This is a genomic window from Promicromonospora panici (genome assembly GCF_900608595.1).
In the GTDB taxonomy this organism is placed as follows: Bacteria; Actinomycetota; Actinomycetes; order Actinomycetales; family Cellulomonadaceae; genus Promicromonospora; species Promicromonospora panici.
Genome location: NZ_UWYY01000016.1, coordinates 1 through 14,947, shown reverse-complemented (window position 1 = coordinate 14,947; position 14,947 = coordinate 1). Strand labels below are relative to the sequence as shown.

Annotated in this window: 10 protein-coding genes; 4 read left to right on the top strand and 6 right to left on the bottom strand. The window is 72.8% G+C overall.

Annotated elements, in window-relative coordinates; translation table 11 throughout:
- Positions 1–43: 43 nt before the first annotated feature.
- Both valS and EW117_RS18810 read right to left on the bottom strand, forming a co-directional pair.
- Positions 44–2,797 (bottom strand): valine--tRNA ligase, encoded by a 2,754-nt coding sequence (gene valS, locus EW117_RS18815; RefSeq protein WP_242504379.1) that lies wholly within the window; start codon positions 2,795–2,797, stop codon positions 44–46.
- A gap of 77 nt (positions 2,798–2,874) precedes the next feature.
- Complete coding sequence (locus EW117_RS18810) at positions 2,875–6,444, bottom strand: ATP-binding cassette domain-containing protein (RefSeq protein ID WP_165362772.1); 3,570 nt, start codon at positions 6,442–6,444, stop codon at positions 2,875–2,877.
- A gap of 125 nt (positions 6,445–6,569) precedes the next feature.
- Between EW117_RS18810 and EW117_RS18805 the strand changes: the two genes are divergently transcribed.
- The gene (locus EW117_RS18805) at positions 6,570–7,355 is read left to right on the top strand and encodes a DUF6597 domain-containing transcriptional factor (RefSeq protein ID WP_129788249.1); all 786 of its coding nucleotides are present in this window, start codon (positions 6,570–6,572) and stop codon (positions 7,353–7,355) included.
- Between the two features lie 10 nt (positions 7,356–7,365).
- Positions 7,366–8,247, top strand: coding sequence for a hypothetical protein (locus EW117_RS18800; RefSeq protein ID WP_129788248.1), 882 nt, complete (start codon positions 7,366–7,368; stop codon positions 8,245–8,247).
- Between the two features lie 24 nt (positions 8,248–8,271).
- On the opposite strand, the gene EW117_RS18795 is transcribed toward EW117_RS18800, so the two are convergent.
- From EW117_RS18795 to EW117_RS18785, 3 genes are all read right to left on the bottom strand, one after another.
- Entirely contained in the window at positions 8,272–9,825 is a 1,554-nt protein-coding gene (locus EW117_RS18795; protein ID WP_129788247.1) for a bifunctional AfsR/SARP family transcriptional regulator/alpha/beta hydrolase, read from the bottom strand.
- A gap of 105 nt (positions 9,826–9,930) precedes the next feature.
- Positions 9,931–10,581 (bottom strand): class I SAM-dependent methyltransferase, encoded by a 651-nt coding sequence (locus tag EW117_RS18790; protein WP_129788246.1) that lies wholly within the window; start codon positions 10,579–10,581, stop codon positions 9,931–9,933.
- Positions 10,578–10,826 carry an alpha/beta fold hydrolase gene (locus EW117_RS18785; protein WP_129788245.1) on the bottom strand — a complete coding sequence of 83 codons (249 nt, stop codon included), beginning with the start codon at positions 10,824–10,826 and terminating at the stop codon, positions 10,578–10,580. Before EW117_RS18785 ends, EW117_RS18790 begins: the two co-directional genes overlap by 4 nt.
- Before the next feature lie 251 nt (positions 10,827–11,077).
- Here EW117_RS18785 and EW117_RS18780 point away from each other — a divergent pair, with 251 nt between their 5' ends.
- The gene (locus EW117_RS18780; RefSeq protein ID WP_277986478.1) at positions 11,078–12,070 is read left to right on the top strand and encodes a TIGR03557 family F420-dependent LLM class oxidoreductase; all 993 of its coding nucleotides are present in this window, start codon (positions 11,078–11,080) and stop codon (positions 12,068–12,070) included.
- Positions 12,071–12,114: 44 nt separating this feature from the next.
- Here EW117_RS18780 and EW117_RS18775 read toward each other — a convergent pair whose 3' ends face one another.
- Positions 12,115–13,662: a serine/threonine-protein kinase gene (locus EW117_RS18775; RefSeq protein WP_165362771.1), complete on the bottom strand. Its 1,548-nt coding sequence runs from the start codon at positions 13,660–13,662 to the stop codon at positions 12,115–12,117.
- 157 nt (positions 13,663–13,819) lie between these two features.
- On the opposite strand from EW117_RS18775, the gene cofE reads away from it, so the two are divergent.
- Positions 13,820–14,608 carry a coenzyme F420-0:L-glutamate ligase gene (gene cofE / locus EW117_RS18770; RefSeq protein ID WP_129788243.1) on the top strand — a complete coding sequence of 263 codons (789 nt, stop codon included), beginning with the start codon at positions 13,820–13,822 and terminating at the stop codon, positions 14,606–14,608.
- The last annotated feature ends 339 nt before the right edge of the window (positions 14,609–14,947 follow it).

Sequence of the window (14,947 nt, the reverse complement as noted above, 5' to 3'; positions counted from 1 at the left end):
CCAGTTCTACCTCGCCACAGTTCTACCTCGGCAGAGAGTGGGGTCAGCCCTTGTTGCGCGGCGGGGCCTCGCCCAGCTCGCTCGATGTCACGATCATGCCGCCCTGGACGGCCTGGTCGCCCTGGCCCTCACTGGTGGTCACGAGCTCGAGCGTGCCGGTGACGCGGCCGGCGGCCTTGATGTCCTCGACCGCCGTCTCGACCGCGCCGAGCGACCCCGCGGGAACAGCCAGCGACGCGGCCACGATCGGCGTACGCATCGACGCCTTCGCCTCGGACTTGACCTTGCGCAGCACCGCGAGGGCGTGACCGGCCGCCGCGAGGTCGGCCGGGTCGGCAGCCCCAGCTGCAGCCCGCAGGGGCCCCGCTTCGGGCCACGGCGCGCGGTGCACCGAACCCTCGCGCCACCAGGACCAGACCTCTTCCGTGGCGAACGGGAGGTACGGCGCGAGCAGCCGAAGCATGGTGTCGAGCGCGATCGCCAGGGCGGTGCGGGCCGACGTCGTATCCGGGGAGACGTCCGCCGAATCGGCACCCGCGCCGTACGCGCGGTCCTTGACAAGCTCAAGGTAGTCGTCGCAGAACGTCCAGAAGAACGTCTCGGTGAGCTCGAGCGCGCGCGTGTGGTCGTACGTCTCGAGCGCGGCCGTGGCCTGTTCGACGACGCCCGCCAGGCCGCCCAGCATCGACCGGTCCAGAGCGACCGTCACGGCCGCCGGGTCGAGCGCGATCTCGCTACCCGCGCCGCCGCCGAACGACAGAGCGAACTTCGAGGCGTTGAGGACCTTGATCGCCAGGCGGCGACCGATCTTCATCTGGCCCACCTCGAACGCCGCGTCGGTGCCCAGGCGGGCCGAGGCCGCCCAGTACCGCACCGCGTCCGAGCCGTGCTCCACGAGCAGGTCCATCGGCGTGACGACGTTGCCCTTGGACTTCGACATCTTCTTGCGGTCCGGGTCGAGGATCCAGCCGCTGATCGTCGCGTTCTTCCAGGGCAGCACCTTGTTCTCCAGGTGCGACCGCACCACCGAGGAGAACAGCCACGTGCGGATGATGTCCTGGCCCTGCGGGCGCAGGTCCATCGGGTAGACGCGCTCGAACAAGTCGTTGTCCCGCTCCCAGCCGCCGACGATCTGCGGCGACAGCGACGACGTGGCCCACGTGTCCATGACGTCGGCGTCGCCGACGAAACCGCCGGCCTGGCCGCGCTGGTCCTCCGTGTAGCCGGCGGGTGCCTGCGACGTCGGGTCGACCGGCAGGGACTCCTCGGCCGGCACGATCGGGTGGTCGTAGTCGACCTCGCCGTTCGCGTCGACCGGGTACCACAGCGGGATCGCGACGCCGAAGAAGCGCTGGCGGCTGACGAGCCAGTCGCCGTTGAGGCCGTTGACCCAGTTCTCGTACCGCACCCGCATGAAGTCCGGGTGGAAGTCGAGCTCCTTGCCACGGCCCAGCAGTTCCTCGCGCAGCGCCGCGTCGCGGCCGCCGTTGCGGATGTACCACTGCCGCGAGGTCACGATCTCGAGGGGCTTGTCACCCTTCTCGAAGAAGTTGGCCTTGCGCTGGGTGGCCACCGGCTCGGTCGGCATGTCGCCCGACGCGACCAGCGCGTCCACGATCGCCTTACGGGCGCTGAACGTCGTCTTGCCGGCGACCTCGGCCTCGAACAGCCCGGCCCCCGGGCCGCCCGCGAGCCACTCCGGCACCTCGCGCGTGATGCGCCCGTCGCGGTTGATGATCGAGCGGGTCGGCAGCCGCAGCTCCCGCCACCACTGGACGTCGGTGAGATCACCGAAGGTGCAGCACATCGCGATGCCCGCGCCCTTGTCCGGCTCGGCCATGTGATGGGCGAGGACCGGGACCTCGACACCGAACAGCGGTGACTTCACCGTGGTGCCGAACAAGTGCTGGTAGCGCTCGTCGTCAGGGTGCGCGATGAGCGCGACGACGGCAGGGATCAGCTCCGGTCGCGTGGTCTCGATGTAGACGGGCTCGCCGCTTTCCTGGTGGAAGGCGACCTTGTGGAAGTGGCCGGGGTAGTCCCGGGCCTCGAGCTCGGCCTGGGCGACCGCGGTCTGGAACGTGACGTCCCAGAGGCCCGGTGCCTCGGCCTGGTAGGCCTCACCACGCTGCAGGTTGCGCACGAACGCGCGCTGCGCCGTGGCACGCGCGCTGTCCCCGATGGTCTGGTACGTCTGGGCCCAGTCCACGGAGATGCCGAGACGGCGCCACAGCTCCTCGAACTGCTTCTCGTCCTCGGCCGTCAGGCGCTCGCACAGCTCTACGAAGTTGCGGCGGCTGACCGGGACCTGGTCCGCGGCCTTGACGCTCTTGCCGGTGCCCTCGAACGGCGGTGTGAAGTCGGGGTCGTACGGCAGCGACAGGTCGACCCGCACGCCGTAGTAGTTCTGCACGCGGCGTTCGGTGGGCAGGCCGTTGTCGTCCCAGCCCATGGGGTAGAAGACCTCGAGGCCACGCATGCGCTTGTAGCGCGCCACGATATCGGTGTGCGTGTAGCTGAACACGTGCCCCACGTGCAGCGAGCCCGACGCCGTGGGCGGCGGGGTGTCGATCGAGTAGATCTCGTCGCGGGTCTTGGTGCGGTCGAATGCGAAGGTCTGCTCGGCGCTCCAGCGCTCGTCGAACTTGGTCTCGAGTCCGTCGGTGCTGACCTTGTCCGGTACCTCCTTGACCACCGCGCGTACGACGTCGGCGCCGGCTACCGAGGCGGCCGGAGAGTCGAGGGCGGGTGTGGTCGCGGCCGGGTCCGTCGGCCCGGAGGAGGCAGGAATGCTCATGCGCACCAGTGTCCCAGATTCGAGCAAGCCGAAGCGCACGTTTTCCACAGGATGACCGGTGCGGTTGCGGCGGCGGATCAGCCGGCCAGATGGGACCAGCGTGGTGCCAGGTCGTGCCACCGGCCGACGGCGGCCACGCGGCCGCCGTCGAGCACCACCACGCGGTCGGCGACGGCCAGGGTCGCGGCGCGCGACGTCGTGCCCAGCACCGTGGTTCCGGCCGCGCGCAGGCCCGACCAGACCTCGGCCTCGGTGACGGCGTCGAGGGCCGAGGAGACATCGTCCACGAGGAGCAGGTCGGAGCCCGTGGCCAGCGACCGGGCCAGGCCGAGCCGTTGCACCTGACCGCCCGAGAGCCGCAGGCCCCGGTGTCCCACGACCGTTCCGGTGCCGCCCGCCTCGGCGACGTCGCGATCGAGCCCCGCAGCGCGGACGGGACCGTCGACCGGGCGGTCGTGGTCGAGCCGCACATTGTCCGCGACGGTTCCCGACACCACGTGCGGCACCTGCGCGACATGCGCCACGCGGGGCGGGCGCAGGAACGTCTCGGGATCGGTGACGTCGGTGCCGTTCCAGATGAGGCGTCCGCCGACGTCCACAAGGCCGGACAGAGCTCCGAGCAGGGACGACTTGCCGGACCCGACGCTGCCCACGACCAGCACCAGCTCGCCGCGCCGCACGGTGAGGTCGACTCCCGCGACGCCCACGGTGCCGTCGTCGTGCGTGGCGCTGACGCCGTCCAGGCGCAGCTCGCGCAGGGTGCCCGGGTGGGCGGCGCCGGCAGGGGCGGATGGGATGGCCGTGCCCGCGAACAGGTCGACGTCGTCGGGCACGTCCGCGAGACGTTCGGTCCCTGCGTACCGGGAGGTCACCTCGACCCAGCGCCGGGCGGACGCGGCGCTCGTCACGAGGGCGCCCAGCCCGTACCCGATCCAGCTGAACGTGCCGATCGAGGTGCTGACCAGGAGTGTGGTGGCCAGCGACCACGTGCCGTTCAGGTGCAGCGTCCACGCGAGGACCGTCGCCGCGCGGCTCAGCACGGACGGGGTCAGGCCGACCAGGAAGTTGGTCTGCTCCTCACGCAGCGAGGCCCGCACCCGGCGTCCGTCGACCCGCGCGACCTGTCCCAGCACGCCGTCCGTGGCGGCCGCCAGCTTGACGGTGCGCACGGAGTCGAGGGCCGATCCGAGCAGGCGGCCCAGCTCAGCCGCGGCGTCGCCCGCCTGCCGCGCGGCGGCCGCGACCGAGCGGCTGCCCAGAACCTGCGTGGCGAACATCACCGCCGCCATGGCGAGCCCGATCGCACCGGCCAGCAGGCTGTCGCTCAGCACCACGAACAGGGCGAGGGTGACCGGCGCCGTGAGCAGCTCGCGCCAGGCCTGGGTGTGGCCCGTGAGCCGGTACTCCTCCTGGGCTCGCGCCGCGATCTCGCCGGGGGCGTCGCGGATGGTCCGGCGCTGCGCCGTCTGTCCGCGCAGGAGGGTGAGCCGCAGGCGCAGCCGCGAGTCGGCCCACCAGCGCGCGCTACTCAGCCGGACGGTGATCGGCAGCAATGTGTTGGCGACCACCGCCGCGAGGATCGCGCAGGCCAGCAGCCAGGGTGTGGAACCGTGCTCCAGGTCCACGACGAGCGAAGCCCACAGCCATCCCACGACGAGCCCTGTCGAGGTGAGGTAGTCCGTCACCTCCCAGACGACCGCCGGGAGCAGCAGGCCGAGCGGCCGGGCACGCAGGGTGCTCCACACGGCCCGCACCATCGAGGTGCGCCGCGGCGCGGCGGTCGAGCGGTCCGCTCGCGAGGAACTGCTGGTGCTGGTACGGGCGCTGACGGCCGGCCTGCCACCAGCCGGCGCGGTGCCCGTGTCCCTGAGCCCCGCCGCGGCGACAAGCCGGGCGAAGTGCCCGTCCGACGCCGCCAGCCGGTCCCAGGGACCGTGCTCCACGAGGCGGCCGCCGTCGAGCACGGCTACGGCGTCGGCATGCCGCGCGGTGGGCAGCCGGTGCGCGACGACGATCGCCGTCCGCCCCGTAAGGAGGGCCTGCGCGGCCAGCGTGACCCGCTCCGCCGTCGCAGGGTCCATGCGGGCCGTGGCCTCGTCGAGCACCACCACGTCGACGTCGCGGACCAGGAGCCGGGCGAAGGCTACGAGCTGCTCCTCACCGGCCGAGAGCGTCACGCCGTCCGGCCCCAGGCGCGTGTCGAGGCCGTCCGGCAGCGACTCCACCCAGGCTCGCAGGCCGAGCGCGTCCATCGCCTGCGTGACCCGCTCGGCCGGCACGGGTGCCCAGAGCGTGATGTTGTCGGCGAGTGTCGCAGCCAGGATCTCGGTGCGCTGCCCGACCACGCCGACGTGCGTGCGCAGCTCGTGCACGTCCAGCCCGGTGATGTCCCCGCCGCCAAGGAAGACGCTCCCGGCGGGCGGCTCGACCGCGCGCGACAGCATCTTGGTCAGCGTCGTCTTGCCCGAGCCCGTTCGCCCCACCAGGGCGCACGTGCTGCCCGCAGGGATGGTCAGCGACAGCGGGCCGAGGGTGAAGCCGCCGCCGTAGGCGAAGGTCAGGTTGCGCAGCTCTACGTCCACCCCGGTGGGCGGGACGGATGGGGGCTCGGCAGGGCGGCCATCGCCGGAGCTCTCGCTTGAGCCGGCCCTGCCGGGGAACGGCACGCCACCATCGGGCTCCTGGCGCGCCGCGAGCAGGTCGCGCACCCGCTGGAAGGTGCCGATCGCCTCCTCGACGCGCGGCAGGAGCCGGCCGAGGACGTCCACGCGGCCGACGAACGCCGTGACCAGCAGCCACAGCGTGACCAGCCGCGCGACGTCCAGTGCGCCGCCGGTGACCGCCCACACCCCGCCCACCAGGACCGCGCCCACCAGCGCGTCCAGCGGCAGCTCGGTACGCAGCCGCACGCGCGAGAACGCCACTGACCACTCCTCGCGGAGCCGGATCTGGCGCGCGGCCAGCTCGGCGTACCGGCGCAGCACGTAGCGCTGGCCGTGGGCGGTGCGCAGGTCGTCCCGGGCGGCCACCGCCTCCTCGAACTGCGCCATATGGTCCGAACCGGCCTCGGAGCTGCGGCGGCTCAGGTCGCGCAAGGGTCGTGCCGACCGGCGCGCGAACACCAGCACGGCCGCAGCGACCAGCGGGAACGCCACCCACGCCGGCCACCACACCAGGCCGGCCGCCACCCAGCCGACCACCAGGCTGATCGCCGCCTGACCGAGCGTGATGCCGATGCCGCTGATCGCGCGGGTGAGCCGTTCGGGGTCACCGTTCACGCGGTCCAGGAGCTCGCCCACCGCCTGCTCCTCGAGCGCGGGCAGCGGCTGGCCCAGGGCCGCGGCGGCGAGGTCGGAGCGCAGGGTTGCCTCCGCGCGGGCCACCGCGCGCTGCACGACCAGCCAGGTCACGGCGTCCAGCACGACGACGGCCGCGCTCACCGCCGCGAGCACGATCAGCGTGTCCCTGGCCGGGTCCGCCGCCATCCGGCCCGTGACCACCGCGGCGTACGACGAGGCCCCGGCCGCCAGCAGCGCGGCCGGGACCGCGATGGCGGCGACTCGCAGCGCCCGACGGCGCCACGGGTCGTGGCGCTGATCGCGGATCGCGGCCGGTCGACGGCTCGGGCGAGCCGGGATGCGGGGCATGCCTCGACTCTGCCACCGGCCACTGACACTCGACCGGCCCACGACCCGTCGGACCCACAGGTCGCTCGGGTGGCCCGGTGCTCGGGCACGGGCGAGTGTCAGGGGGTCCCCGTAGCGTTGCTCACGTGACCCCGTACCGAGAGCTCGCTCCGCCGACCGGCCTGCTGCCGGTTGTCGCATGCCTGTGGGAGCACGATGTGCCGCCGGGCCACGAGCAGCGGATCATCCCGGACGGCTGTGTGGACATCGTCCGGCTCGACGGCGAGCTGGTGGTCGTCGGCGCCGACACCGGTCCGGTGGTCGCCGGACCTGGCGCCGAGCCATCGTCGCGCACCAGCGGTATCCGGCTGCGGCCGGGCGCGGCGGGCGCAGTCCTCGGCATCCCCGCCTCGGAGGTGCGCGACCAGCGGGTGCTACTCGCCGACGTCTGGCCCGACGTCGGACCGGCACTTGCGGACGCGCTCAGCGTCGCCGACCCGGCCGGGCGGCTGGACCTGCTCGCGCGCACGGTGCTGCAGCGCAAGGCGGAGCGTGACGGGCTCGTCGCGGCCGCCGCGCGGCGGCTCGGGGTGCCCGGCTCGCGGATCTCAGGCGTTGCCGGGGACCTGGGTGTGAGCGAGCGGCACCTGCACCGGCGCACCGTGGACGCCGTCGGCTACGGGCCCAAGATGCTGGGGCGTGTGGCCCGGCTGCGGCGGCTGATCGCGCTGTCCACCGCCGCGGCTGCCTCGATGGCCGGGTGCACCGCGGCATCGGCCGGTCTCGCGGAGCGGGGCACGCCGTCCTCCCTCGCCGAGCGCGCCGCTGCGGCCGGCTACGCGAGCCAGGCACACATGTCCGACGAGGTGCGCCGCCTGACCGGCCTCACACCCGTCCGATTTCTGGAAGACGCAGCCCTGACCGCTGCCTAGCGTCGGAGTCATGAGCACAACAACGAGTATCGACATCGGAGCCGCCAAGCGGTTCATCTACGACGACGCCCGCCTGCTGGAGCGGCACCGCCTCGCGGCGCTGTTCGACGACGGACCGAGCGGACGTGTTCTGGACGCCCTGCGTCCTTACCGGAACGACGACGGCGGATGGGGCCATGCCCTGGAGCCCGACCTGCGCGGGCCGGACAGCCAGGTCTCGAGTGCGTTGACAGCGCTCGAGGTGCTCGCCGAGCTGGGCACTGCTGCAGACCCGGCGGTCGCGCCGCTGGTCACCGAGACCGCCGACTGGCTGGCCTCCGTGGCGCTGCCCGACGGACGGGTGCCGCACGTGCTGCCGACCGGTGTCGGCTACCCGGCCGCGCCGTGGATGAGCCAGCCGAGCGACAACGGCCTCCTCACGTACGCGATCGCGGGTCACCTGTGGGAGCTGGGGGTGAACCACCCGTTCCTCGACGCCGCGACTGCCTGGTGCTGGGGACAGATCGAAGGAGCGGAAGCTCTCGTGGGCGGGTACACGGTCGAGTTCGCCGTCCACTTCCTCGACGCCGTTCCCGAGCCGGACCGCGCGGCCGCCGCGATCGAGCGGGTGCGACCCTTGCTGCGCGAGGACGGGACCATCCCCGTCGACGGTGGCCAGGAGGACGAGAAGCTCCGGCCCTTGGAGCTCTCCACGAGGCCGGGCGCGCCCAGCCGGGCGCTGTTCTCCGAAGCTCAGATCTCAGCGGAGCTCGACCGGCTGGAGCAGGAGCAGCTGGACGACGGCGGGTGGGACTTCGCCTTCCTGCACTGGTCACCGGGGCAAGCCGTGGAGTGGCGCGGCATCGTCACCCTCGGAGCGCTGCAGTCCCTTCGGCTGCACGGTCGGCTTTGAACGCCGGTCAGCGGACCCAGGTGGTCAGGACTCGAGGAAGTCTGTGATGGCTGTGACCACTGTGGGCAGGTCGTTGGCGTCGGGGAGGTGGAAGGGGCCGTCCAGAGGGACCAGCTGGGCGTGCGGGAGTGCGGTAGCCAGCTGGTGGGCGCCCGTGAAGGGGACCACGTGGTCGTGGTTGTAGTGGAGGACCAGGGAAGGTGCGGCGACCTGGGGGAGGAGCTCGGAGACGTCGATGTCGTAGACGGCCTCCAGGTAGCCGGCCGCCACCTCGCGGGGCGCCGAGTCGCGCAGGACCTGGGCGAAGTGGAACGCGGCGGCGTCGGAGGCACCGGGGCGGTACAGGTCGGCCATCAGGCGGGAGCCCAGGCCCCAGTGGGCGCGGACCATGTCGACCAGGGTGCGGTTGAGGTCGGTGTGGGCGAACGCGGACGGGCCGCTGGCGTAGGTGCCGAGGAAGATCAGGCGGTCGATCAGCTCCGGGTGGCGGGCGGCGCAGGCGATCGCCACCGGTCCCGCCTGCGACATGGCCAGCAGGCTTGCCCGGCCGCCGATCGCGCGGACTACGGCGGCCAGCTCGGTGACGCTGGACTCCAGGCCGTAGTCGCCGGGGACGCCGCCGCGAGACAGGCCCGTGCCGTACCGGTCGTACAGGGTCAGGCGGGTGTTTCCGGCCAGACGCTGCAGGAGCGACGAGCGCGGGTCCCGGCCGGAGGCGATCACCTCGATGCTGGAGACCCAGGCGGGTAGCGCGATCAGCGGTGGGCCCGTGCCGATCTGGGCGTAGGCGATCGTCCGATCGCCGGCGGACGTGTAGCGGGCCTGAAGGCCGGCGAGCGGCGGCGGGTCCGCGGGTGCGCCGAGGACTTCGTGCCGGAGAATCTCCAGCTCCAGCCGACGTATCGGCTCGGACGGCTCTAGGCCGAGCTCGTCGGCCAGGTGGTTCTGGTACGCCTGGTAGCTCTGCAGGGCCTCGGCGTGGCGGCCGAGCTCGTACAGCGCACGCATCAGCAGGGCGCGGCCGCGTTCCCGGAGCGGTTGCTCGGCCACGAAGGGTTCCAGGGACCGGAGTGCCTCCGCCGGCCGCTCGCACTCCAGCAGTGCGGCGGCCCTGGCCTCGACCGCAGCCAGCCGCGCCTCGTTCAGGCGGATCGCCGCCAGCCTCGCCACGTCTGAGTCGGCGAACTCGGCGAAGGCGGTGCCGCGCCACAGCCCGAGCGCTTCGTCGAGCAGGCTGACGGTCACGGCAGGCGGCGCCTGCCGCGCCTGGTCGAGGAGCTCCTCGAACCGGACGGCGTCGATCTCCGCCTCGTCCGGGCGCAGGGCGTAGCCGGGGGGACGGGTCGCCAGTACCTCCGGGCCCAGCATCCGGCGGAGCCTGGAGACCAGGCTGTGCAGCGCGGCCACCGGATCGGCGGGTTGCGCATCACCCCACAGCAGGTCAGCCAACCGATCGGCCGAGACGACCTCGCCGGAACGAGCCAACAGCGCGGCCAGCAGGGTGCGCTGCCGGTGGCTGAGCGGAAGCGGCTCGTCCGCATCGCCGGCCTCGACCGACCCGAGCACCCAGAACCTCATGCGCCGCGTCCCTGGCTGATGGTAGTTGTGCGGTCATCGTCTCATGTGGTGTCGACAGCGACGCGAGCCGTGCGCCGGCGGCCTGCCCGGGGTCTGCGCCCGGCACTACCGGATGGCCGTACCCGCGATCTGCGGGTTGATCGGAAGGAACGCCGATCGCATGGTGAAGCGCTGGACGTCCACGGAGGCGAAGTCCGCGTCACGGATCGTGCGTTCGGTGTCACGGCGGACGTCGCAGCCCTCGAAGAACCACTGCCAGGGCCGGGCGGCCAGCCGTTGCATGCGCCCATGACCGCCGTCCGCCCGGACGTGCTCGACGAACAGCAGCCGCCCACCGGGCCGCAGCACGCGCCGTACCTCCCGTACGGCCGCGACCGGATCAGGCACCGTGCACAGGACCAGCGTGCTCACCGCGGCGTCCACGCTGGCGTCGGGCAGCCCGATCCGCTCGGCGGTCTCGGCGCGGAGCTCCAGGTCGATGCCGTGGCGACGTGCCGCGGCACGGAGCGGGCCGTGCATGTGGACGTTCGGCTCGATCGCCACGACCCGGGTGCCGGGCCGGTAGTAGCGCAGGTTGGCGCCCGTACCGGGGCCGATCTCCACGACGCGCTCGGGCAGGTCCGCGAACAGGGCCTGCTTCCGCCCGCCGACGAGCAGGTGGGCATAGAGGTCGAGCGTGCGCAGCGTGGCGGCGTTCAGGCGCCCTCGGACCGGGTTGCTCAGGCTGTGCTCCCCGCTCGGCTCCGGCCGGCTCATGCCGCCGCCCCCTCGGTCTCGATACCGGTGGCGAAGTCGCGGATCAGGGTGTTCACCTGGGCGGCCCGGGTGACCTGGGGGCAGTGGCCCGCGCCCGGCAGCGGAGTGACGGCGGTGTCCAGCGCCGCGGCGAGCGCGGCCGACCAGGCGGGCGGCACGACGGCGTCCCGGTCGCCGTGGATCACCAGGACCGGACAGGTGATGTGGCCCGCCAGCCCGCGCAGCCTGGCGTACGCGATCCCCACACCGTCGCGCTACACCCGGCCCGGCTCTGGTCGTCGCTGCATCATGTCTCCTCTGGTGGTGCTCGTTCGAAACGGCCTGCCACCAAGGTCCCCGCCCCACCTGTCGCGCGACTGTCATCCGCCTTGCATCCGGCTGCCGAGCAGCAGCCAACTTTGTTGTGGGCGCGATCGTTGCGACTATGTGCCCGTTTTAGGCGCAACGATCGCGCCCACAACCAGTGGCGCCTGCGCGGGGCCTTAGGGTGTTCGGCGTGGTGAATATCGGCTATGCCGCGATGCTCGAGCAGTTCGCGCCCCGGACGGCGGTGGAGCTGGCGGCGCTCGCGGAGGCGCACGGCTTCTCCGGCGTCATGGCGGCCGACCACTTCCAGCCCTGGACCCCGCACCAGGGCCAGGCGGGGTTCGTCTGGAACGTGCTCGCGGCGGCGGCCGAGCACACGACGGGCGACCTCGGGCCGGTGACGGCGCCGACGTTCCGGTGGCACCCCGCGGTGGTGGCCCAGGCGTCGGCGACGCTCGCGGCGATGAACCCGGGCCGGCACTGGCTGGGTGTCGGCTCGGGGGAGGCGCTCAACGAGCACGTGGTGGGCGGGTACTGGCCCGAGGCAGCCGAGCGGATCAACCGCATGTTCGAGGCGGTCGAGATCATCAAGAAGCTGTTCGTCGGGTCCCTGGCCGGGCGGGACGTGAAGCACGCCGGCACGTACTTCAGGCTGGAGTCGACGCGGCTGTGGACCATGCCCGAGACGGCGCCCGAGATCCTGGTCGCGACCGCTGGTCCGGTCACCGCCCGCCGCGCCGGGCGGACGGCCGACGGCCTGATCACACAGGCGGCGCCCCTGGAGCGGATGTCGTCGCTGCTGACCAGGTTCGCCGACGGCGCCCGCGAGTCGGGCCGTGATCCGGGGCAGATGCCGAAGGCGCTCCAGCTCCATCTTTCCTGGGCGCCCACGCACGACGAGGCGGTCACGAACGCCCTGACGGAGTGGCCGGTGGGCGGCATGCGGTTCCCGCGGTCCGACATCCGCTCGCCGCACGACTTCGCGCAGCTGGCCAGGATGGTGCGCCCCGAGGACTTCGAGGGCCGCGTGCTCGTCTCGGCCGACCCCGACGAGCACCGGGCGTCGATCCAGCGGTACGTGGACCTCGGCTTCGACCGCATCTACCTGCACAACGTGGGACGCAACCAGCGCGAGTGGATCGAGACGTTCGGCCGAGACGTGCTGCCCAAGCTGGTGCGGTGACCTGCCGCGCGTGCCTGGAGCCGTAGCCGTAGCTCCGGAGAGCCTCAGCCGGTGGCGTCCCAGTGCCAGCCTGAGTTGTCCTTGTTCTGCACGGCCACCGCGGCCAGCTGCCCGACGTCCGGAAGGGTGACGGTAGTGGTCACGCTCGCGGTGTCGGTGAGATTGCCCTGCGACCAGAACGTGTCGGTCGCCGTGGCGTCCGCGGGAACGCTGGGCGCGACGGTCCCGTCCTGCCCGACGGCGTAAACCTGGAGCCACGCGCTCGGCGTCGGATGCCCGTACACCTCGGTCCCCGTCTGATCGCACGAGACGGTCAGCGTGGCCTGTCGTCCCTGCACCCGATCGACGCTGACCAGCCAGCACGAGTCGGTGCTGAGGCGCTGCACGGTCCCCTGCGGCCACGGCAGCGCCGGACTTCCGTCCGCGGTCGTACCCGGCAGCTTCGTTCCCGGCTCGGCGCCCACGGCGCCCGACGGCTGGGGACCGGGGCTCCCCTGCGGCGATGCGGTGGTCAGCGTCTGGCCGGTGCCGATGGGGTCCCGGTCGTCGCCGCTGAGCGAGGTCCAGATGCCGAACGCGGCCCCGGCCAGCACCAACGTCCCGGCAACCGCCGAGCTCAGGACGACCTTGGTCCGCCGTCGCCGGCCCCGCGCCGCGCCGCTCAGTGATGCGTCACCCCGCGGTGCGTCGCGACGGGCGCTGGGCAGCCGCCGAGGCTCGGCCAGGGGGAGCGTGGTGCCGGCGGGGTCGGGAGCGCCGAGCGAGCGCAGGATCACGTCGAGCGTCGGACGGCGCTCCGGGTCCTTGACGAGGAGGGCGTCGAGGAACGGGCGCAGGTAGGCGGGAGTGTCCTCGTAGGACGGGTCCGCAGACGAGACCCGGTACAGCACGACGGCCGGATGATCGCCCTCGAAGAGGTGGTTGCCGGTGGCGGCGTAGTAGGCCAGCGCGCCCAGCGCCCACACGTCGGCGGCCGACGTCGCTCGGCTCCCCGTGGCCTGCTCCGGCGCCATGTACATGGGGGTGCCGACGGGCTGCCCGGTCATGGTCAGCCGCGTCGCATCGAGCGAGGCGACCACGCCCAGGTCGATCAGGCGGGGACCGTCCGGGCCGAGGATCACGTTGGCCGGCTTGACGTCGCGGTGCACCAGCCCGGCGCGGTGGATGGCGTGCAGCGCCTCGGCGACGCCGGCGACCAGGCTGAACACCTCGTCCCGCGACAGGGGGCCGTGCGCGGCCAGCGCCTGAGAGAGGGTCGGCCCGGGAACGTACTCGGTCGCGAGCCAGGGCAGCTCGGCATCGGGATCGGCGTCGACCAGGTTCGCGATGAACCGGCTGCGCACCTTGGCCGCGGCCCGCACCTCGCGCCGGAAGCGCGAGCGGAACTCGTCGTCGTGCAGCTGCGCGCCCCGGATCAGCTTGATCGCCACCTGCTGCTCGCGGCGCGCCGTCCCGAGGTAGACGTCGCCCATGCCACCGCTGCCCAGGCGGTTCCGGATCCGGAACGGTCCGATGGTCCGTGGCTCGCCCGGCCGCAAGGGCGCCGGCTCGGGTACGGGAACCGTCCTCTGGGCGGGCGGGTCGTGCAACACGGGACGCTTCCCCCATCGATCGCAGTGCGAATCAGACATATGTGGCTTGGACGCCTGGCAGGGTATCGCGCCGACCTGGCCGACCGCCTTGATACAACGGCCACGACCGGACGCTGGATGTCCACGCTGGGCTCTCGCGCCCGGTCATGGTGTGAGGATGGTCCCCGTGGAACGACTCAGTGTCTGGGCCCCCGACGGGCTGCCCGAGATCACTCCCGGCGATGACCTCGGCGAGCTGATCGCCGGGCTCCTGGCGGCGCAGGACGAGCAGGACCGGCCGCGTGACGGCGACGTCGTCGTCGTGACCTCCAAGATCGTGTCCAAGGCCGAGGGGCGTGTGGTGGACGCCGACGACCGCGAGCAGGCCATCACCGACGAGACCGTCCGGGTGGTCGCGCAGCGCGAACGCCCGGGCCTGCCGCCGCTGCGGATCGTCGAGAACAAGCTCGGGCTGGTGATGGCGGCGGCGGGCGTGGACGCGAGCAACACCCCGGAGGGCACGGTCCTGCTTCTGCCCGTGGACCCGGACGTCTCGGCCCGCACGATCCGGGCGTCGCTGAGCCAGCGGTTCGGCCTGCGGCGGCTCGGCGTCGTCGTCACCGACACGGCCGGCCGCCCCTGGCGTGACGCCCTCGTCGACATCGCGATCGGCTGTGCCGGGATCACGCCCACCGACGACCTACGCGGCAGCACCGACGCCCACGGGCGCCCGCTCAACGTGACGGTCACCGCCGTCGTCGACGAGATCGCGGCGGCGTCCGAGCTCGTCCGGGGCAAGTCGAGCGGACGCGCCGTCGCCGTCGTGCGCGGCATGGGCCACCACGTGACCGACGACGACGGCCCGGGCGCCCGCGTCCTGGTCCGGGGCAGCGCCGACGACCTGTTCCGCGAGGGCTCGGCGGAGGCCTACGCCCGCGGTCTGGCAGACGGCGGGAACTTCCGCTGAGTGGTCCGGGCTGCGCGTCCCGCGTCTCGGATCCGGGACTCGACGTGGAGCCGGGGAAATGTATACGCCCGCGAGGCGGTAACGGACAGGTAGCACTGCTACATGTCCGTTACCCCTGCGCGGGCGTATACATTTCCCAGGGCCGCCGGGCCTACAGCGAGGGGCGACGGGACGTCATTCGCGCCACCGGCGGCACATCGTCCCGTTCCTCCGGGGTCACGGTGACCGACCAGTCGGGCTCCGGCGCGCGGCCCTCGACAGCGTCCGACGCCGACGCCGACGTTGTGTCCGACGCTGATGCGGATGGTGACGCCGCCGCTGAGGACGCAGGCGCAGGCG